The sequence below is a fragment of the Culicoidibacter larvae genome, assembly GCF_005771635.1.
Taxonomy (GTDB): domain Bacteria; phylum Bacillota_I; class Bacilli_A; order Culicoidibacterales; family Culicoidibacteraceae; genus Culicoidibacter; species Culicoidibacter larvae.
The window spans coordinates 92,450-114,466 of the sequence record NZ_VBWP01000002.1; the positions used below are offsets into that span (position 1 = coordinate 92,450).

Annotated in this window: 20 protein-coding genes and 1 other RNA gene; 3 read left to right on the forward strand and 18 right to left on the reverse strand. The window is 38.5% G+C overall.

Annotated features, from left to right (window positions below):
- Positions 1–80: 80 nt before the first annotated feature.
- From hemW to gpsB, 6 genes are all read right to left on the reverse strand, one after another.
- The gene (gene hemW / locus FEZ08_RS02940) at positions 81–1,205 is read right to left on the reverse strand and encodes a radical SAM family heme chaperone HemW (RefSeq protein WP_171014910.1); all 1,125 of its coding nucleotides are present in this window, start codon (positions 1,203–1,205) and stop codon (positions 81–83) included.
- Between the two features lie 743 nt (positions 1,206–1,948).
- Positions 1,949–3,511, reverse strand: coding sequence for a ribonuclease Y (gene rny, locus FEZ08_RS02945; protein ID WP_138190228.1), 1,563 nt, complete (start codon positions 3,509–3,511; stop codon positions 1,949–1,951).
- Between the two features lie 177 nt (positions 3,512–3,688).
- On the reverse strand, positions 3,689–4,723 hold the full coding sequence (recA, locus tag FEZ08_RS02950; protein ID WP_138190229.1) for a recombinase RecA: 1,035 nt from the start codon (positions 4,721–4,723) through the stop codon (positions 3,689–3,691).
- A gap of 33 nt (positions 4,724–4,756) precedes the next feature.
- The gene (locus FEZ08_RS02955; RefSeq protein ID WP_138190230.1) at positions 4,757–5,365 is read right to left on the reverse strand and encodes a CDP-alcohol phosphatidyltransferase family protein; all 609 of its coding nucleotides are present in this window, start codon (positions 5,363–5,365) and stop codon (positions 4,757–4,759) included.
- Positions 5,366–5,407: 42 nt separating this feature from the next.
- Positions 5,408–5,789: RNase P RNA component class B (gene rnpB, locus FEZ08_RS02960), an RNA gene on the reverse strand.
- Positions 5,790–5,884: 95 nt separating this feature from the next.
- On the reverse strand, positions 5,885–6,241 hold the full coding sequence (gene gpsB / locus FEZ08_RS02965) for a cell division regulator GpsB (protein ID WP_138190231.1): 357 nt from the start codon (positions 6,239–6,241) through the stop codon (positions 5,885–5,887).
- A gap of 346 nt (positions 6,242–6,587) precedes the next feature.
- On the opposite strand from gpsB, the gene recU reads away from it, so the two are divergent.
- The 3 genes from recU to FEZ08_RS02980 are packed head-to-tail and all read left to right on the forward strand — an operon-like array spanning position 6,588 to position 12,139.
- Positions 6,588–7,178 carry a Holliday junction resolvase RecU gene (gene recU, locus FEZ08_RS02970; protein ID WP_138190232.1) on the forward strand — a complete coding sequence of 197 codons (591 nt, stop codon included), beginning with the start codon at positions 6,588–6,590 and terminating at the stop codon, positions 7,176–7,178.
- A gap of 4 nt (positions 7,179–7,182) precedes the next feature.
- Positions 7,183–9,714, forward strand: a complete 2,532-nt coding sequence (locus FEZ08_RS02975) for a transglycosylase domain-containing protein (protein WP_138190233.1) — start codon at positions 7,183–7,185, stop codon at positions 9,712–9,714.
- Positions 9,715–9,745: 31 nt separating this feature from the next.
- Positions 9,746–12,139 carry a transglycosylase domain-containing protein gene (locus FEZ08_RS02980; protein ID WP_138190234.1) on the forward strand — a complete coding sequence of 798 codons (2,394 nt, stop codon included), beginning with the start codon at positions 9,746–9,748 and terminating at the stop codon, positions 12,137–12,139.
- Positions 12,140–12,177: 38 nt separating this feature from the next.
- On the opposite strand, the gene nth is transcribed toward FEZ08_RS02980, so the two are convergent.
- The 12 genes from nth to FEZ08_RS03040 form a co-directional block, all read right to left on the reverse strand.
- Positions 12,178–12,813, reverse strand: a complete 636-nt coding sequence (nth, locus tag FEZ08_RS02985; RefSeq protein ID WP_138190235.1) for an endonuclease III — start codon at positions 12,811–12,813, stop codon at positions 12,178–12,180.
- Between the two features lie 13 nt (positions 12,814–12,826).
- A complete protein-coding gene (locus tag FEZ08_RS02990) occupies positions 12,827–13,540 on the reverse strand; it encodes a DnaD domain-containing protein (RefSeq protein ID WP_138190236.1) in 714 nt (237 codons plus the stop codon).
- A 20-nt stretch (positions 13,541–13,560) separates the two neighbouring features.
- Complete coding sequence (locus FEZ08_RS02995; protein ID WP_242003458.1) at positions 13,561–14,262, reverse strand: zinc metallopeptidase; 702 nt, start codon at positions 14,260–14,262, stop codon at positions 13,561–13,563.
- Positions 14,262–15,512 carry a tetratricopeptide repeat protein gene (locus FEZ08_RS03000; RefSeq protein ID WP_138190237.1) on the reverse strand — a complete coding sequence of 417 codons (1,251 nt, stop codon included), beginning with the start codon at positions 15,510–15,512 and terminating at the stop codon, positions 14,262–14,264. The genes FEZ08_RS02995 and FEZ08_RS03000 overlap by 1 nt, the downstream gene beginning before the upstream one ends.
- Positions 15,509–16,783: a 3-phosphoshikimate 1-carboxyvinyltransferase gene (gene aroA / locus FEZ08_RS03005; RefSeq protein ID WP_138190238.1), complete on the reverse strand. Its 1,275-nt coding sequence runs from the start codon at positions 16,781–16,783 to the stop codon at positions 15,509–15,511. Before aroA ends, FEZ08_RS03000 begins: the two co-directional genes overlap by 4 nt.
- Positions 16,780–17,808 (reverse strand): 3-dehydroquinate synthase, encoded by a 1,029-nt coding sequence (gene aroB / locus FEZ08_RS03010; protein ID WP_138190239.1) that lies wholly within the window; start codon positions 17,806–17,808, stop codon positions 16,780–16,782. Before aroB ends, aroA begins: the two co-directional genes overlap by 4 nt.
- Entirely contained in the window at positions 17,798–18,895 is a 1,098-nt protein-coding gene (locus FEZ08_RS03015; RefSeq protein WP_138190240.1) for a chorismate synthase, read from the reverse strand. The genes aroB and FEZ08_RS03015 overlap by 11 nt, the downstream gene beginning before the upstream one ends.
- A gap of 14 nt (positions 18,896–18,909) precedes the next feature.
- Positions 18,910–19,635, reverse strand: a complete 726-nt coding sequence (gene trmD / locus FEZ08_RS03020) for a tRNA (guanosine(37)-N1)-methyltransferase TrmD (protein ID WP_138190241.1) — start codon at positions 19,633–19,635, stop codon at positions 18,910–18,912.
- 11 nt (positions 19,636–19,646) lie between these two features.
- Positions 19,647–20,153 carry a ribosome maturation factor RimM gene (rimM, locus tag FEZ08_RS03025; RefSeq protein ID WP_138190242.1) on the reverse strand — a complete coding sequence of 169 codons (507 nt, stop codon included), beginning with the start codon at positions 20,151–20,153 and terminating at the stop codon, positions 19,647–19,649.
- 127 nt (positions 20,154–20,280) lie between these two features.
- Positions 20,281–20,979, reverse strand: coding sequence for a MerR family transcriptional regulator (locus FEZ08_RS03030; RefSeq protein WP_138190243.1), 699 nt, complete (start codon positions 20,977–20,979; stop codon positions 20,281–20,283).
- 94 nt (positions 20,980–21,073) lie between these two features.
- Positions 21,074–21,505: a hypothetical protein gene (locus FEZ08_RS03035; protein WP_138190244.1), complete on the reverse strand. Its 432-nt coding sequence runs from the start codon at positions 21,503–21,505 to the stop codon at positions 21,074–21,076.
- 20 nt (positions 21,506–21,525) lie between these two features.
- A complete protein-coding gene (locus FEZ08_RS03040; RefSeq protein ID WP_138190245.1) occupies positions 21,526–22,017 on the reverse strand; it encodes a CvpA family protein in 492 nt (163 codons plus the stop codon).

The window sequence follows — 22,017 nt, forward strand, 5'->3', positions numbered from 1 at the left end:
ATCACCTCTTTTAGCACCCTGTTATCTCAAGTGCTAAAACCATTATACCCGATTGCTTTGGCACTGTCAAGACAAATGTGCTAATCAAGCAAAAAAGCTTGTAAAACCTCATTTGACACAAAAATTCCCTCCTGTGCCAAACGAATATAGCCGCCAACTACCTCCAGCTTTTCGGTCGCAATGAAGCGAGCAACTATATCTCCGTAAATCTCCTCAAATGGGGTATTGAAACGGCGCCCGAATTCCGCCGGGTCAATACCCTCACGCTTTCTTAAACCAAGAAAAACAAACTCCTCCATCTGAGCTTGCTGGCTTAATCGCTCTTCAGCCACAAGCGGACGTTCTCCCTGTTCAAGCATAGCTATATACTTATTAATCGAACGAGTATTACCATAACGCACTCCAGCAATATAACCATGCGCACCTAAACCTATACCGTAATATTCATCTGCATTCCAATATGTTAAATTATGCCGGCTCTCAAACCCAGGTTTTGCAAAATTACTCACTTCATAATGCTCATAACCAGCTTCCTGCAAAGCTTCCTGGACATAAGAATACATCACAAACTGCAATTCCTCATCAGTCTCACTAAACCAGCCCTGCTTCGCACCAATACCAAACACCGTATGTGGTTCAACAATTAACGCATAAGTAGAAATATGGGTCACTTCCAAATCAAGAAAATGGCTGATATCTTTTTGCAAATCCGCCAAAGTCTGCTTAGGTAAAGCATAAATAAAGTCAATATTAATATTAGTAAAACCTGCACGCTTAGCATCGCTAATACACCGTTCAACATCAGATCGACTATGTGTACGCCCTAACAACTGCAGGCGCTCCTCATCAAAAGTCTGCACCCCAATACTCAATCGATTCACTCCGGCCTGTCTTAAGAATTCCAGCTTCGCAAAGGTAAGCGATTCAGGATTGGCTTCAAAAGTACATTCCGTGTTTTCACCAATAAAAGGATTTATTGCTGAAAATAAATACTCCAGTTCTTCCAAATCCATACTTGATGGCGTTCCGCCACCAAAATACACCGTACGCAATGGTCTCGCCTCCGGAAGCAGCAATGCTAGTTCACGATGCAGCTGCGTAATATATTCATGCCGTGCCTGATTGGCATAATAAATTTTGGAAAAATCACAGTATGTGCAAATTTGATTACAAAATGGAATATGGATATATAAAGCATCAATCACTTGATTTACCTCCGATATAATTCTCTTATCAACAAAGCTACACTTGCCTTGCTGATGATCAGGTTTAATTATATCACATATATAAAGACTGGTGAAAATAAAAAAAAGCTATTGGCGAGGTAAGCCAATAGCTGGAAAACGTTACAAACGTAACCGTTTTTTATAAGAGGATATATATGAAAAAGTTTTTTTATTTAAAGGGGTGTTTTGGAAAGAATCATTCAAATCTGTTTGGGTTAAATTTGGATGAAATACCGCCTTTATTTTTACCAAACAAGTTGGGTCGCTCACTTGGTATGCTTTTATTATAGGACAATAACATGTGCTTTGGTTGTTCTGTATGTGTAGTTTATGTGAAGTTTAGAAATTTGCTTTAAAACAATAAAAAACTACCGGGGAGGTAACCCGGTAGCTCAAAACGTTGCAACTGCAACTGTTTTTATATATATAAGAGGATATATATGAAAAAGTTTTTTTATTTTTTAAGGATTTATATTATTAAAAAGTTTTTATTTTTTTATCATATTTGTTCTGCTCGCTCGTATCGAACCACCTCCTCCAAGATATTAAATTCTGTCTTACTTGTTGTCTTTATCTTGGTATGCTTTTAGTATACAGGTCTGATATGTTGTTCAATTGTTCACTATGTGTTCTTTATATGGAGATAAACTTACAACATTGTCAGTTCATATTTTTGGAGAAAAAAATAAAGCCAAGTCTGACAAGCAGACTTGGCTTTTCCTTTACTTAGCAACTTCAGAAACCCTTACCTCACGGATAACAGTAACTTTAATTACCCCTGGATATTGTAGTTCGTTTTCAATTCGTTCTTTAATTTTTCCGGCAATTACATGTGCGCTAACATCATCCACTTGCTCTGGGTAAACAATAACCCGAATTTCACGACCAGCTTGAATAGCAAATGATTTTTCCACACCATCAAATGATGTTGAAATTTCTTCAAGTGCCTCAAGACGTTTTACATAGTTTTCAATTGATTCGCTGCGAGCACCAGGACGACCAGCACTTAATGAATCAGCTGCAGCAACTAATGTTGCAATGACGCTGGTTGCTTCCTTATCACCATGATGTGATTCGATAGCATTAATAACAACGGCATTTTCTTTATACTTCTTAGCAACTTCAGCACCTAAAGTGACATGACTGCCTTCAACTTCATAATCAACTGCTTTTCCAATATCGTGCAGTAATCCAGCGCGGCGAGCTAGAGTGACATCCTCACCTAATTCTCCGGCCATCAATCCGGTTAAATAAGCAACTTCAACAGAATGTTTAAGCACATTTTGCCCATAGCTTGTCCGGAAATGTAAACGACCTAATAATTTCACCAGTTCCGGATGCATATTACCGACAACTGTTTCAAATACTGCCTGTTCACCAGCTTCTTTAATCATTTGGTTAACATCACGAGATGCTTTTTCAAATAACTCTTCAATTCGTCCCGGATGGATACGTCCATCCTCAACTAATGCTTCAACCGTTTGCTTAGCAACTTGCCGGCGTACCGGATCAAAGCAAGAAAGTACAACTGCTTCTGGTGTATCATCAATAATTAAATCTACACCGGTTAATGATTCAATAGTTCGAATATTTCGACCTTCACGACCGATTAAACGACCTTTCATATCATCACTTGGCAAGTTCACAACCGATACAGTTCTTTCAGTTGTTACTTCAGCAGCATAACGCTGAATTGCAAGTGATAAAACATTTCTGGCATTCTTGTCAGCATTTTCTTTTGCTTCCAATTCCATCTGACGAACATAACTTCCCAACTCATGCGAAATTTGTTCCTCGGTTCTTTTAAAAATCTCTTCTTTAGCTTCATTGCTGGTAAACCCTGCAATGTGTTCAAGTTTTTCGGTTTGTTGTGATATCAGATTCTCGATTTTTACTCGTTCTGTATCTAAATCACTGTTTTTCTTTTGTAATGTGTTTTCACGATCCTCGATTGCTTTTTCACGTTTTTCAACTGCTGTTTGGCGCGACTCAAAATTCTCCTCACGCATCAACAGTAACTTTTCACGTTCATTTACCTCACTTTTACGTTCGCGAATTTCTTGTTCATTATCCATTTTAAGTATATGAACTTCTTCTTTAGCTTCCAATAATAATTCTTTTTTTCGAGCTGCCGCTTCTTTTTCGGCCTCTACTAACATTCCTTCAACTGTTTTACCAGCTTTTTTAAAATTATTAATAACAGCTTTACGACTAAAAAATGCTGCTAAAAGCGCAGTGGCAAGCAATACGGGGATGAAAATCAATATCAAAACTTCTGTTGACATTCATACACCTCCATATGATTCCTTTTTTCTGTCATGTGCTTTCTATTATTTCATAGTATAGAATTCACTTCTATACCTCTTTAATTATAGAGCTTTTTATACCCGATAGTCAACCAGAAAACTACATTATAAAAAAAGAAAAGTAGCGTTTTCACAAAACACCTACTTTTCTCTTAATTATTCATCATCTTCGTTTGTTGCCACTGTCTCTTCAATCTCTTCTTCAACAATAGCGTAATGGTCACGGATAAGTCCTTCAATTTCATCGGCGATTTCTGGATTGTTTTGAAGGAAAATTTTAGAATTTTCACGACCTTGACCAATCTTTTCACCTTTGTATGAGAACCATGCCCCAGCTTTATCAACAATATCAAGAGCAACTCCCATATCAACCAATTCACCGGTTTTAGAGATTCCCTCTCCGTACATAATATCAACTTCAGCTAGTTTAAATGGCGGAGCCATTTTATTTTTTACAACTTTAATTCTGGTTTTGTTCCCTTTAATCTCAATACCATCCTTAATTGCTTCACCTTTACGAATGTCTAAGCGAACAGAAGAATAGAACTTCAATGCCCGACCACCGGGAGTTACTTCCGGACTACCGAACATAACACCAACTTTTTCACGTAATTGGTTAATAAAGATAACTATTGTATTTGATTTATTAACAATACCAGCAAGTTTACGTAAAGCTTGTGACATCAGACGTGCTTGTAACCCAACATGTGAATCACCCATCTCACCTTCAATCTCCGCTTTCGGCACTAATGCTGCAACTGAATCGACAACAAGTACATCAACAGCACCACTTCGTACCAATGCTTCAGTAATCTCCAAAGCTTGTTCACCAGTATCTGGTTGCGAAACTAATAGTTCATCAATATTAACGCCAAGTTTCTTAGCATAAACCGGATCCATAGCATGTTCCGCATCAATAAATGCTGCTTGACCACCAGCTTTTTGTGCTTCCGCAACAGTATGTAAAGCGATTGTCGTTTTCCCTGAACTTTCTGGTCCATAAACTTCAATAATTCTTCCGCGTGGATATCCGCCAATCCCTAATGCGATGTCCAATCCAATTGATCCAGAAGAAACAGTTTCAATTTTTACATTAGGTTTTTCACCTAATTTCATAACAGCACCTTTACCAAATTGTTTCTCAATTTGTTTCATTGCTTCATCAAGTGCTTTTTGTCTTTCTGTGCTCATAATAAACCTCCTCGTGTTTATCTATTCGTAATTTTACTTACTTTCTCTCAATAATTTTTGCATATTCAAATATGTTAATGCCAATGATAAGATTGATACTACTGCTGCAACAATCAAGCAGATATCTTGCACCGGAATATTCCATAATTCAAATGGTTGATTCCCTAATACCGAAATAAGCATTGCGATAAAAAAGAAGAAGCGTTGAATTCCGGATATTTGCTCACTTAATGCACCATTACCAGCGTAAGCATATTGCAAACGCAGACCATACATAACCAACTCACGAATAATAAAGACTAATGCAATATAAGTTGGAATATAGAAGTTCCCCAGTAAAAGAACTACCAATACAAGTGCAAAAAAGATATGAGCCTGTTCATCAGCAGGACGTAATAATTGATCAAGGTTACGTGCCTTATTGATGCGCATGTGCACAAATGTAAAATATTCCAAGATTCCAATGGCAATTATAATAACTGCAGTCAGGAAATGTGAAAACGGCAAAATAGCTCCATCAAAGAAGAATTGAATGCTTCCGCCAAAGTTCGGAATATAGAAAATAGCAATCATTCCGACTGTTAAAAGCAATCGTACTGCTATCGTTAAATAATCACGTCTAAAAATACTTGTCTGATTCACGTTTTCACCTTCATTTTCGAAATTTAATATCCCAGAAATATACTCTGTAAGCCATGTTCTGTGTTTTTGTACGCAAACAGCCCTAAGGCCTTGTACAAAACAGTAATCATTTATCTGTGCACGAAGCACCCCGAACTTTGTTCATTTCCATCGTTCAGGCTCCCCTACCAAATTTGGGTTTCTCGCTCGCGGGGTTTACCAACGTTTCACCAGCAAAGTTTCCAATGCAGATTCGTCTCTGTGGCACTTTTAAAGATGACCTATCATATTGCAAGCAACTTAGATAAATCATGCAGCCGTACGGCTCTGGGAAGCCGTCTATCGCTTATTTTTTCGCAATACACGAACACTACAAACATCGCAGTCTGTGCGAGCATGGACTTTCCTCAACAATAATAAATTATTGCAGCGATTACTCGAGTATAATACTGTCGATGCAAAATATTGAGACAGGCACTTAGAGCAAACACAAAAGCGTATTTACAAAGCCTGTCTCCAGCATCAATATTAACCTAATAATTATTCTTCGTTAGCTGAACGAATGACACGAATAATTTCTGCCATTTGTTTTTCCAGCAAACTGATACGACGAATTAAGTCGTAATTAGTCGCTTGAGCTGGTTGTCCGGCATCAGTGTCACTGGCAACTGATGCACTTGACGCGCTCTCTTTTGTTGCTTGAGCTGATTTCAAATAATTTTTCAATTCCTCATTTTCAGTTGTTAAACGGTTGATTTCTTTTTGTAGCGCTTCATAGTCATGAATAACTTCATCTAAAAAATCATCAACTTCATTTTGACTATAACCGCGAATTTCATTACGAAACTCTTTTTCAAGAATATCCTGTACAGAAAGCTGTGATACTTGCTTCATCATTGTACCTCCTAAATTTATTCATCCCTATTGTAGCAAAACTTAACTCACAAATCAATAAAGAATACCGCTTTCCGTATGACAATAATGCGACACAAAAGCGACAGCGACATCCCTGTCGGCCAATTATTAGCCACTTTTAATGTTATCTTGGGAGAAATTTTTGGAAAGGGGATTGTCCCGGCGATACAATTCCCTTTCTTCCCTATATATAATACTCAACTTTTATCATAGTTTCACAATCAAAAAAATTCAGAATATGACTTACAAAAATGTTACTTCGCGCTTCCAGAAAAAATTGTACTTTCAAGAGTTAATATAGTATAATATCAAAAGGTAAGGTGATTTTATGGCGCTTATCGGCTATCCGACAAAAGCTAAAAAAACGACGCAGAAGAAAACCGTTATGTACAATAATCGCGGTATGCGTCTTGAGGAAGAACTCAACACAGCAAATGAGTACTATCGTGCCTCAAACATTGCTGTTATTCATAAAAAGCCAACGCCGATTCAGATAGTAAAAGTTGACTATCCGAAACGGTCGGCAGCAAAAATTACTGAAGCATATTTCCGTACCCCTTCAACAACTGACTACAATGGTATTTACAAGGGTCGGTATATTGACTTCGAAGCAAAACAAACGAATAACAAAACTGCTTTACCTTTACAAAATTTCTATGAACATCAAATTGAGCATATGCAGGCAGTACTGCTTGCCGGTGGTATTTGTTTCATTATCATTCACTTTACTCAACATAATGAAACTTTCCTTATAGATGCTCAGCATGTTATTGAAATTTGGCAACAAAGCAAATCAGACGGGCGGAAATCAATTTCGTATCAGTTCTCACAAATGCACGGACATAAAATTGATACTACGACATTTCCTACCCTCAATTATATTGATATAATCGATAAATTTTATTTAGGTGGTGAATAGACGCATGACTACTCGAAGAAGCCAGCGTAGATCCAATAATACAACTAGTAATACAACCACAAATCGAAGAAAATACCAAAATCCAGATCATTCAAACAAACAAGATAAGAAAAAAGCAGACAAAGGCAACAAAAAGAAAATGACGCCAAAACGTTTTGGCTGGATTGTTCTTAATGTTATTTTTGTCTTATTTTTAGTTGGTACACTTGCCGGCGGTGCAATCGGAACCTTTGTTCTCGGTTCAGCACTTTCTGACTTGCCGGAACTTAATTTAGATACAATCAGATCACCGCAAAGAACCATGGTTTATGATAAAGATGGTAATCCCGTTGAATACTTATCTGAAGATGAATATAAAGCGGTCAAATATGAAGACATCCCTGATGTTGTCATAGATGCCTTTGTCGCAGTTGAAGATGCCCGTTTCTTCAGCCATCGCGGTTACGACCCTAAGCGGATGGTTGGTGCGGTTATTGGTAACTTCACTTCTGGCGATATCGTCAGTGGTGCCAGTACCATTACGCAGCAGTTAATCCAAAATACAGTTATTGTAGAACGTCTCTATCAAGACCCTACTTATACAAACAGTATTAAACGGAAAGTGCAAGAGATTATTTTGGCAGCTGAATTAGAAACCAAAATGTCTAAAGAAGAAATTATGGAGTCATATTTAAATACGATTTCATTTGGCCGCTACAGCGGTATTGGTACAGCAGCAAAACGTTATTTCAATAAGGATATTTCAGAAATAACTCTTGCCGAAGCGGTTATCTTGGCAGGTATTCCGCAGAATCCTGCAGAAAATAATCCTTATGAGAATATTGAATCAGCAAATGTTCGTCGTAATACCGTACTTGATTTAATGGTTCGTCATGGGTTCATTTCTGATCAAGAAGCTAACGCAGCCAGAGGTATTCCTATTTCTGATTTACTTGCAAAAGACGCCAGCGAGTTCCTAAATACTTACTATGCATACTTTACTGGCGTTCGACAAGAGCTTAGTACTATTCCTGCCCTTGAAGGTATTACTGACTATAACTCAGGTTACAAGATTTATACTAACCTTGATGTTGATATGCAAAAATATGCAAATGATCTTTTAGATAACGCCGAAGATTTATCATACTTCCCAGAGAATGATCCGGACTATAACGCAGCTTTTGCGGTTGTTCAGACAACAACCGGGAAAGTTCCTGCTATCGGTGGCGGACGTAATATCAACTATACAAACGAAGGTACCGGAGGTTTCAACATCGGTGTTAATGGCGGTATTGAACCTGGCTCTTCAATCAAACCAGTTATCGACTACGCGCTTGCTGTCGATCAAAATCACTGGTCAACTGCCGAGGAACAAAAAGACCAGGCTACTACTTACACCGGCGGTGGTTCAATTTACAACTACAACCAAGGTGGTTATTCAGGTAGCGTCACTTTGAAATATGCAATTGCTCAGAGTTTAAACACAACTGCCCTGCAAGCATATCAAAGTGTTGGTTCTGAAAAGATTACTGAATATATGAAGACTTTGAATTTCCGTTATTTTGATTCATATGATGCGGTTGAGCCAAATGCTTTAGGTGGTTCGATGCAAATCAGCCCGCTTGAATTAGCCGGTGCCTACACTGTATTTGGTAATGATGGTAAATTTATTCAACCATATTTTATTACTAAAATTACTGATGTAAATGATAATGTTATTTACGAACATCAAGATAATGCGCAACAAGTTATTTCACCGGAAGCTGCATATATTATGACAAAAACACTTGAATATACTGCACAGACCGGTACTGCTGCCCGTGGTAATATTGGCGGAATGGCAGTTGCCGCAAAAACCGGTACTTCATCATATTCTCCGGAAGAACGTGAAGAATTCGGTATCTCGCTTTATGATGAAAAAGATCACTGGTATGTTGGCTATACACCAGAATACTCTCTGGCTGCTTGGAGCGGCTATACCAAACCTTATGAAGCTGCAGCAAACGGAAAATTCGGTAAAAACGAATACAAATACGTTTCCGCTGATATCTTCCAAAAATTCTTAACCAAATATGGAACTTACGGTACTTCATTCAATGCCCCAAGTGGTGTTGTAAGTGCAACGGTTATGGCCGGGGTCTTCCCTGCTCAAGTTCCGCCAAACGGTTATAATGGCGAAACCTCAACTGATTACTTCTTTAGTGATCGTAAACCAGTTGATATCGGCAGTTATAACATTTCTATTCCAGCTGTGAATGCTTCAATAAATGAATCTTCGCAAACAGTTATCTGGAGTGCACCAACGCCTGCATATGGCGAAGCACCTGATAGTGTCAAAAAAGCGTTTGGTAATATTGTTTATGATGTTTATGTTATTGACAAATCTGGTAAATCTACTCAAGTTGCTAATGGTGTTTCGAGTACATCCTTCAACTATTCAGCATATAAAACATACTCTTCTGTTGAAGTGGTTGCTCGCTTCTCAAATTACTCAATCAGCAGTAAGGCAACTCGTGTAAACTTGCCAGCAATTGAAGAAGAGACTTCAGAAAACTAAACAATTAATATATCTCAGGTGGTGAAATTAAATGGCAAAAAGAAAGCAAAAGACAGGAGCTTCTAAAAAAACAAATGCCAAAGAAACAAATGGAACGATAGATAATAAAGCAGCAGTAGCTTCTAAAAAGAAAACAACTACGAAACAGACTGCCACTGCTAAAAAGTCAGCTACTAATACTACAAAAACAGCTAGCAACAAAGCAACCAAATCAAAATCTGTTGCGGCCTCAAGCAGTTCGCCGAAAACGGCAAAACAAGGCGGCGCTAAAAAGACTAACAACTTTACACTTAATAATAAAGTATATGTTGAAGGAAAATATGAAAAGCGCAGTCCAATACGCAAGGTGCTATGGACAGCACTTAATTTAGTGTTTGCCCTTGCAATCATCGGTACTATAGCTACCGGATTTGTTGGTGTAAAAATATTAAGTGATGTTTTATCTGATATGCCAGCTTTCGATGTAGCTTTACTGGAACCTAGCGAACCTTTAACTCAAGTGTATGACAAAGATGGTAACTACATTGATGAGCTAGGCGAAGATACTTATATTGAGGTCACTTATGATCAAATCCCTGACGTAGTCATTGATGCTTTTGTAGCTGTTGAAGACGCGCGGTTCTTTACCCACCGCGGCTACGATCCTAAACGGATGGTTGGTGCAGTTTTCGATAACTTCGCTGCCAGCGGTATTACCAGTGGTGCCAGTACTCTTACACAACAATTAGTAAAAAATACTATTCTGGCTAGCCGCATTAATAGTGATGCTGAATATGCCAACTCAATGCGCCGGAAAATCCAAGAAATTTTCTTAGCAATGGAAGTTGAGCAACATTTAAGCAAAGAGGAAATATTTACTCAATATGTTAACACTGCCCTCTTTGGTAACTATCAGGGAATTGGTACTGCAGCAAAACGTTTATTTAACAAAAATGTTAGCGAATTAACCCTTGCAGAAGCCTCTCTGTTAGCCGGTATCCCAAAATATCCTAATGAATTCAATCCATTTCAGGATATTGCCAAGTCAACCGAACGTCGGAATTATGTACTTGATATGATGGTACGTCATGGCTTTACAAATGAAGCAGCAGCAAATGCGGTAAAATCATTACCGGTTTCTGACCTTCTGGCTAAAGATCCAGAGGATTACCTTTATCAAAATTATGCATACTTCTCTGCAATCAGCCAAGAACTTAATGAAATTCTTCCCGATGCCCAAACAAACCGCGGTCTTAAAATATATTCGAACATGAATACAGCAATGCAAAATTATTCTAACGAACTTTTAGATAACCCCGCATTCTTAGAGCAAGAAACAGGATTATCCTTCCCGGATGAGTATTATCAAACTGCCTTTGCAGTGGTTGATACTCAAACTGGAAAAGTTTCTGCTTTAGGAGCCGGTCGAAACATTAACTACACCACTGAAGGCGGCGGTGGTGGCGGATATAACTTCGCAATTAGTGGTGGTCATGAACCTGGTTCATCAATTAAACCAATCATTGACTATGCTCCGGCTGTGGAACAATTCGGTTGGGGACCATATACCATGCTTCAAGATATTCCTACAACATATACCGGTGGTATAAAGATTTCTAACTATAATGGCGAAGCAAACGAAGGTAGCTTAACAATGCAATCTGCGATAGCTAAATCTAAAAATACCACTGCCCTCCGCGCTTTGCAAAAAGCCGGTACTGAATATGCTCAAGAATTCACCGAACGGTTAGGTATTACTTATGGCGAAGATGGCTTACAAGAAGCTAACGCCTTAGGTGGAAGCATGACAGTCACACCATTACAAATGGCCGGCGCATATGCTTCACTAGGTAATAATGGACGCTATACTGACCCTTACTTCATTAGTAAAATTACTGATATGAATGATAATGTCATTTACGAACATCCATCAAGTGCGACTATTCAAGCAATGTCACCATCTACTGCTCGCTCAATGACTGAAGCGCTTATGTATTCAAGTTACGCTGGAACGCCAAGCCGTGGTAATGTCAGCGGTATGAATATGGCGGCTAAAACCGGAACATCATCTTATGATACAACTATTCGTAACCAATATGGTATTCCTTATGGCGCAGAAAAAGACCACTGGCATGTTGGCTATACACCACAATACTCAATTGCTGTATGGAGTGGTTATGATGCTCCTACCGCTGCAGCCGAAAAAGGAATTTATGGTGTTAACAACAATAAATGGATACCGTCATTAATTTACAAACAATTATTCTTAAAATTTGGGGAATACGGCTGGGAATATAACTTTGAAGGTGACAGCAACGGCAGTAATGGTAGTGAGCCACTAGTTGGCGCAGATGGTAATGTACCAAAACCGGACCCAACTCAAAATAACAACAATAATAACAACAATAACAACAACAATAATAATACCAATAACAACGGCAATTAAGGAAACTAAAAAAAGCATTCACTTTATGTAAATGCTTTTTACTTTTTCTTATAATACGTACAAATATTCTGGAAAGGACAAACCGCACAATTTGGTCGCTGCGCTTTACAAAGATAACGACCAAAGAAAATGAACTGATGATGTAACCTAATCCAGCTATCTCGCGGAAATTTTTTGCAAAGCGCCGCTTCAGTCTCCTTAACATCAGCGGTTTCTTTCACAAGCCCCAAACGCTTCGACACGCGGTGAACATGGGTATCAACCGCAAAAGCCGGTATACCAAACCCTACTGATTGCACAACATTTGCAGTCTTCTGGCCAACGCCTGGTAAAGCAACTAACGCTTTATGATCCGAAGGTACAACATTATGGTACTGTTCAACAATAATCTTCGCTGTCTTTTGCAAGTTAGCTGATTTATTTCGATATAAGCCAATAGAACGCAAATCATTTTCCAATTCATCCAGAGGAACCAGCAAATAACTTTCTGCATCTGGATATTTCTTAAATAAATGCTTTGTAACTGAATTAACATGTTTATCAGTCGTTTGTGCCGATAACATAACAGCCACTAATAACTCCCATGTGTTCGTGAAATTTAATTCACAATCCGCATCAGGAAAAAGAATTTCCAGTTCATCCATAATAAATTGTGCTTTCTTACTTACTCGCATAGTTTACCTCATCTTACTTATTTTCTTTTAACCAATCATATACAAAAAAATCAGCCTCTGCTCCCTGAACCTCATTTTCCGGTAAGGGATTATTTTTTTGTTGATGATCACGGAAATGCTGTCGCTGCCTCTGTGCTTCCTCAACAGAGGTAACCCCTTGTTTTTGCCACTCAAACAAAATACGCTCCATATAACGAATATTGCGCACATCATTTAAAATTGCCTCATCTAAAGCCTCCAGAATTAATCCTTCGCTATAATTATCTTCATTCATCCAACGAGCAACAGTTTCAAGCTCAATTGGTGCCAAAGGACGACCAAAAGCCTCCTCAACATTTTGAAAAATTGAACCTGCACTTGCCTCTTTCTCGGCATTCTGCTTAGCAATAAAAACCCGTTGTTGTAACAACGCCAAACGTTCAATCAACAAATCAAAACGATATCGCTCAATAATTGCATCTTCCTTCTGTATAGCATCAATTTCAACAAGGCGCTTACTAATAAGCCCAAGCACAGACATCCGGCATTGTTCTTCATCCATCTGCATATGGGCAATCAATTGACTATTACTGGGAAAATTATTTTTTTTAATATTTAAACGCAAGAGATGAAGCAACACGAGTGTTTCTTCATCACTCAATTCAAGTTCGCGTTCAAATTGAAGTACGTAATTGAGTACTAAGTTAGGATTATCTGCAATTGTCTTTTTAAACAGCATATCAAACATGACATGCCTCCTTTATATAATTAATCACGATTATTGCCGCCAAAACGGAAAATGTAATATAGCAATTGCAACAATGACGCAATTGCTGCCGCTACATACGTAAACGCCGCAGCCTGCAATACTCGTTTTGCTCCGCCATACTCATCTGTCGAAAGCAAATTCAATTCTTTAATTTGCCCCAGAGCACGACTCGACGCATTAAACTCAACCGGCAACGTTACTACTTGGAATAAAAGCGCTAAGGCAAACATAATAATTGCCGCCCAAGTTAACCAAAAAAGGTTAAATAGAATTCCGACAATAAGTAAAATCATACCACCTTGAGAACCAAGTTGTGCCAATGGAAATATAAGACTGCGAAACTTCAGAAATGCATAATTATGAGCATCCTGAATAGCATGGCCAACCTCATGAGCCGCCACTGCAGTCGCGCTCACTGATTTTCCGTAAAATATATCTTGCGAAAGAAATACCGCTTTTTTACGTGGATCATAGTGATCGCTTAAGACCCCATGCGTAGAAAAAATCGGAATATCCTGCAACCCGTTACGATCTAGGATTTCACGGGCAACTTGTTGCCCTGAAAGTCCGGTGCGCACATCTACAGCACTATATTTCGCATATGTTGATGTAATCATTCTCTGAGGAATTATTGATAATAGGATTCCGGCTATCAAAACCAGCATATAAAGTGGATCCATATAATATAATGGAAAATACATTAGTCATCTGCCTCCAATTCATTTTCTTCCTTCACTTTTAATTCTTCAATTCTTGCTTCCACACGTTCTAGTGTATCATAATCATCGTAATTTTCCAAAAAATGCTTATAAGATTCTAAGAAATCTAATGAATCATTTAAGAAATAAAATGCCTCAAAAAAAGCGTCATTGGCACGTTCATCTTCATCAACTGCTAAATAACATTGTGCCTTATACCATATAAATTTAGGCTCGAAATCACCTTGTTCTTCTAAATCATCAATACGCATCAAAGCAGCCTCATACGCTCCTGAGCGAATGCAAAGATCTAAATAATAATCATTGATTGCATAAGCATCAGGATTCCCTTGAATTAACTCATGTAAAATCTTTAATGCCTCATCACTTTTCCCTAAATGATCAAAAACAATAGCCTGTAAGAAATAAAGCTGTTCTGAAAACTCGTTATGACTTAAACCCTGAGCAATTAACTTTTCAGCGCGTTCAAATAACTCTTCCTGAATCAAAAGTTCAATATAATAATTCAAGATTGAGGTCTGCTCAGGAAAATTCTTAATAATTTCCTCAAAAGTAGAAAATGACTTCTCCCGTTCACCTGCTTGGTAGAGTGCATAAGCATATTCATTCAAAAACTCCAGCAAATCAGATGCCTTGCCAGAAGCTTTTTCAAAATATGGTAAAGCTTCCAAATAAGCGCCAACCTTACTATACGATAGCGCCAGCCGTTCATCAATTGAAAATGGCAAATCAACAACATTCTTACTCTTTAAAAGTAAATACTGATCAATTGCTTCGTCGAAATCCTCCATAAGGAAGAGTTGTTCCGCAAGCAGCCCGGTAATAATCGTTTGCTCAATATCAGAGATATTTTGCAAACTCTGCAATTTTCGATATGCCACATCACTAAGTCCTTGGGCATTATAAATCTCTGCAAGCAATATCTGTCCTTGAACATAAAATGCAGCATCCCTCGGAATTGAATCCAGTAGCAAGATACTTTTATCATCATCACCAAGCTGAAAATAAATATCAGCCAAATAGTAGCTCAATTCATCATCAGCTTCAACTGCCAAGTATTTTTCAAATGCAATTGCCGCTTTATCAAAAAAGCCTTGTTGGTATAAAAAGTAGCCAATCTCGGCATATTCCTCAATATCATGTTCTTCTGCAAACCAATGTTCTAAGGTTGCTAAATTTTCATCAGTAAATCCACTTTCACCAAGTAGTGCCAAAATATCTAAATATGTCATTTTATCACTCGGCTCCCTTCATTAATCTGTCTCAAATGCTCGAAAAAATTCGGATATGAAACAGCAATACAATTAACGTCATCAATATCAAAATCAGCATCAATCAATATGGCTGCAATTTCTGCACACATAGCAATACGATGGTCATGATATGTATGTATTATACCACCATGCCATACCTTTGCACCAGTTATATGTAAATCATTACCATCAATATTATTAGTAACACCAATTGTTTTTAAAAGCTCAGTAATCGCTTCAAGGCGATTACTCTCCTTCACCCGTAACTCCTCCACCGCATTAAAACAAGTCTCGCCATCAGCGAATCCTGCCGCAAGCGCCAAGATTGGAATCTCATCAATAATGTCAGCAATACTTTCTGCCGACACAGTAATACCATGTAGCTTACTACTCCTAACCATGATACTACCAATTCGTTCAGTCTTATTTGCCGAGTTTTTGCTTGCAGTAACAATGTCTGCACCCATTTCTTTTAAAACCTGAACATAACTCAGGCGGCTAGGATTTAGACCAACATTATCTAATTCCAAAATTACGCCATCAGCCAAACTAGCCCAAACTACCCAGTATGCCGCGCTTGACGCATCACCAGGAATACTATATTCATTAGCAAATTGATATTCTGCCTGCGGATTAAACCATGTAGTAATTCCAACCTGTTCAATTTCCGCACCTACCGTACTTAAAAATAACTCCGTATGATTACGCGTGCGTGCCGGCTCATGTACGATTATTGAAACACCGCCAACAAAAGCCGCCAGCAATAAAGCTGACTTTAATTGCGCACTGGCGACCGGCAACTTATAGTCAATACTATGAAGTTTCTGCCCCAGAATAACCGCCGGCAAACAACCATCATTACTCAAAGTAATGTCTGCACCCATCAAAATTAATGGCTCAGCTACTCGTCGCATTGGCCGTTTGCTCAACGATGCGTCACCACTTATCGTTACCTTAAACGGCAACGCTGCGCAAATACCCATTAACAACCTCGCAGTAGTCCCCGAGTTTCCGGCATCAAGTGCCTCCCGTGGCTCAACAAACTGCTGCCAACCACGGCTCTCAACAATAATTTCAGTGTCGTGTACCGTAATTGCCACCCCAAAGGCCTTAAAACAACGAATTGTTGAAAGAACATCCTCACCAAAATGGCTGCCATGCAACACCCGGCGTCCAGGCAACAATGATGCAAAAATAAGTGCTCGATGACTAATTGATTTATCACTAGGCAAATCTGTTATCCTAATCATACTAAATACTCCATACGCCAATTATCAAATGCCTCACGCAACTCACTTTCACCAACAACCTGCGCGTATGGATGACCAATAACATCCATTAAAACAAACTGAATAGCGCCACTAACGCTCTTCTTATCATTTTTCATCAGGTTATATACAGTATCAAAATCAACATCCAATTGCAATGGAGTCAATAAACCATAATTAATTAACATCTCACGAATGCCGATTGGTGTTGCTAAATACTCAGCAAAAGCCATACCGTAAGCAACTGCTGCACCATGACTCAAGCTATAATTAGAAATTTGTTCAAGAGCATGCCCAAAAGTATGACCGAAATTCAAATACTTACGAACATCATTTTCATAAGGATCCTCCTCAACAAACTTCTGTTTTACCTGCATCGAGTGTAATAATATCGTCTCAATATTTTCCTCAGCAACTGCTAAATCAGGAAATGCCTGCATAAAATCATAAAAATGCTTATCTAAAAACATATGCTTACAAATTTCACCGAAACCGGAAAGCACCTCACGCTCAGGTAATGTTGCCAAAAATTGCGTATCATAATATACCGTAGTCGGCTGATGAAAAGCACCAATACTATTTTTAGCAACATCAGTATTAATTGCAACCTTGCCACCAATAGCACTATCATGCGCTAAAATTGTCGTTGGCACTTGAATAAAATCGATTCCACGCATATACGTTGCCGCACAAAAGCCAGCTAAATCACCGACAACACCACCGCCTATTGCAATAATTACCCCTTTTCTATCAATATGATTTTTTAGTAAATGCTCAATAATCACTTGATATTTATCAAGTGATTTACTCTTTTCTCCACTGGGAATAACAATAACTGTCATATCCTTAATAACATCTCGAATATATTGCTCATGCGATTGCCAAACCCGTTCATCAACACAACAAATCGCCTGACTATACTTTTTAACTGAAAGTTCAGCAAACACACCATCACCAACATGAATCATATACGGCGGTATCGCGTGTATCAAAAAACTATTCGTCATCTCTATTCATCCCTTTCAGTTCCTCAAAAATGTTTACTAACTGCACCAAAGTATCACTCTGATATTGTTCACAGATAATCTCTGCCAAAACAATAGCCAGCATTGAACGAGCAATCACCGCATACGCTTCAAGTACACTCACATCACTCCGCTCAACAAAAGCAGTTGCAGCTTCATTGCTGTTCAAATCAATACTATTCAACGGTTGCATCAAGGTTGGAATCGGCTTGCTTGTTAAACTAACAACAATATCCTCGCCATTACTAACGCCGCCTTCAATCCCACCGGCATTATTGCTTTTTCGAAAAACATTACCGGCTTCATCCAAAAATAGTTCGTCATGCAATTCACTGCCACGCAGCGTTGCCGCCTGAACCCCGGCCCCAATCTCAACAGCCTTTGTTGTCGGGATACTCATCATAGCTGAAGCAATCCGCGCATCCAGCTTTTGTGACCACTGGCTATAGTTACCCAAACCTATTGGGAGTCCGCTGGCACGCACAATAACCTTACCGCCAATCGTATCCTTAGCATGACGAACTGACTCAATAATTTCTGCATACTCAGTATCACTGAGGCCAGTAATTAATTTATCACCTATTTGTAAAACCTCGGCATGTACTTCAATACCTAATTCTCTCAACAGAATCTCAGCTAAACTACCGGCAGCAACATATGCAACACTGCTTCTCGCACTTGCCCGCTCTAAAACATTGCGAACATCACGTTGATGACCAAATTTAAGGGCTCCTGCATAATCAGCATGCCCGGGACGAACAGTTGTTCGTCCCTTATCACTATCAACTGCATCGCCCTGACTCGCCATATCATCCTGCCAATTTGCATAATCACGATTACGCACAAAAAGCGTAATCGGACTGCCAATTGATTTACCAAACCGTATACCGCTCAAAATTTCAACCTGATCATTTTCAATTGCCATCCGAGCACCGCGACCCGGCCCCTTCATTCGGGCTTGCAGCGCAGCATTAATAATCTCAATATCAATATTGACTCTACTTGGATAACCATCAATAATAACCGTCATTCCCGGTCCATGCGATTCACCACTTGTCATAATCCTCATCGCAGCTCAGCCTCCTATTTTAAATATGGTTCAATGAACTGTTTTTCTTCATCACTCAATTCAACATTTAGTAATAAATCCGGACGTTTCATTGCTGTACGAATTAATGCCTGCTCACGCCGCCACTTCTCAATATTTAAATGATGACCACTTAAAAGCACGTCAGGTACCTTCATCCCATTAAAATCAGCAGGCCGCGTATATTGCGGATACTCAAGTAATCCGTGGGCAAAGGAATCATCATCATGCGAATCATGTTCAATAACTTCCGGCAACAATCGTACTACGCTATCAACTACAACCATTGACGCTAACTCCCCACCGGTAAGTACATAATCACCGATTGAAACTTCCTCATCAACCAAATACTCACGTATTCGTTCATCAAAACCTTCGTAATGACCACAAAGTAAAATCAAATGCTCATGCGTACCAAGTTCTACCGCCTTCTGGTGTGTATATGGCGCTCCCTGCGGCGACATTAACACTACATGAGACTTCTTACCAGAAGCTTGCTTCAACGCCTCAACAGCAGCAAAAAGTGGTTCAGGCTTCAATAACATTCCTGCTCCGCCGCCAAAAGGATAGTCATCAACATTTTTATGTTTATTATCAGCATACTCACGAAAATCAGTAACTGCAATCGTAACTGCACCGCGTTCTTGTGCCCGCTTTAAAATCGAAGTATTCAGAACACCGGTAAACATCTCCGGAAAGAGTGATAAAACATCAATATGCATAATTTTCTCCTTTAAATAAAATCTTGATACTTTTTAAGAACGACCGTTCCTGCCTCTAAATCAACATCGCCAACATATTCATCAATATATGGCACCATAATATCTTTATCGCCCTTACGCTTAATTGTCCAAATATCAGTTGCGCCGCTATTAAAAATATCCTTAACCATGCCAACTTCCTGACCTTGCTCATCAACAGCCCGCAAACCAATAATCTGATGATGATAAAATCCATCATCAAGTGGTTTTTGCTGCGTTGCATCAATCTTCAATACCATTTGCTTAAATGCTTCCACTTGATTGATATTATGCTTACCTTTAAATGTAAGCAAATAGAAATTTTTGTGCAATCGAACCTGCTCAATCTCAACCTGTTCAACCAACTCATTCTTATTAAAAATATACAACTTATTACCACGAACAAAACGCTCATCGGCAAAATCAGTATCTGCTAAAACCCGGACCTCACCACGAATACCATGCGTATTAACAATTCGCCCAACAATATAATAATCCATTTATGTACCTCCAAATCGGAATAGTTATATTATACCAAATTTATCGCCAAATGAGCAGTGGAAAGAAGAAAAAAAGCAACGCCGGCATATGACGCGGCCGGCGTTGCTTCCAAATTCACCAATAAAATTATCGTCTTTGTTCCAGAATAGCATCAACATGTTGTTGAAAGGCAGTATTATTGTGGTCAATATCACTCAATAACTGTTTAATACTTACTCGGAAAACTGCAATAATTGTGACAACTAACGCAACAATAAACACAATTAACATAACTATTGGATTTATCAATGTATCTTGCGCAAAAGCAATTACTTGAATATTATAAATAATACCCACAATAGAAAACAACATAAAAAATACATTGATTGGTTTTAGAAACATTGCAGTTATCGTCTGTAACACCCGATATAAATCATTATCTTTGTTCATGCTACCATTCACCTCCTCACTTGCTTCCGGAAGTTTAGCAAAGAGCTGTTGCCAATTCTCACTCGTGAGAATTGGCTCATCAGTCATTGCCTGACGAACAGACTCCTGCACATCTTTAATACGCCGTAATTCAACTTCAAGAAAAGCTAGCTGGCTTTCCAGCATAATTGGAATTTCCTGCTTATGAGTCAGCATATACTTAATTTGCTCTAAACTAAAACCAAGCTGCTTCAAATAACTAATTTGCTGTAACTTAATAAGTTCAGCCTCGCCATATAATCGGTAACCGCTCGAAGAATGGGCGGCCGGTTGCAATAAACCGATTTTGTCATAATAATGCAGTGTTCGCGGACTGATTTTAGCTGCTTTTGCTAACTCCTTAACGGTAATTTGCATCACACATCATCTCCTTCACATTTTATGATAAACTATGACGCAGTTGTAGGGTCAAGCATTTTAGCAAAAAAAGATCGTCTAAAACGATCTTTTTTTATAAACGCTTATATTCTACTTCATCAATTTGTCGTAAATAATAATGATTTTTTCTTAGTGAAAAGAAAATTCCAGCAATCAATAACACAATAAAGACAAGCCATAAAAATAATTGTTGACTCCCAAATAATAAGATAAATGGTGCAACTGAGAAAACCGTAAGCAAACTGGCAATATAGAGCGCGAATGTAGCCCATAAATTGACCCCTGTGCTTAAATATAAAGGTTGTTCTTCAGATACAGTAAATTGTTTTTGTGCCGAGCTAATCCCAAAAGTAGCAATCTGTACCAGATGGGTTCCGGCTTCAACATCAATAACAATTTTCTGTCCATTTAGAATGCGATGTTCTTCAACATTATCTAGTTTAATGATAAATGCACTTCCTGATGAAACAAATGAATTATTTCGGTGAATATGTATTTCCGCCATAATAAATTACTCCTCTTTTGCTACCACATAAATTGTAGCATAAATTGAATAATAATTGAAGGCTCAAGATATTCCTGAAAGAAGCTAAATGCGAAGATACGAATGATAAAGACAACAAAGAAGATAATAATGTACCAAATCGCAACATTCAAGAAGATACCGCCAACTCTTGAAAGCCAGCCAACAATAATCCAATCCTCGAAGTTAATGCCTTTTACCAGACGACCAAGAATTACTGCAACAACAATAAAGATAACAATAAATGAAATTGATTGCCATATCGTTGTTCCAGTTATTAATCCAAGTGACATCGTGCCGATTTTAATCAGCCAGTCTTCAGGAATAACAAAGATTGATGACAAAAAGCCGCCAACAATACCTGCTGCCATTTGAGCAACAATAAATGCCACAACATACTTACCTAATTGCAAAACTCGTGAAACAAGCCCTTTACGATAACCAAAGTATGCCGCCAACAATAAAGTAATGATAATAATAATATCAGTAATCAT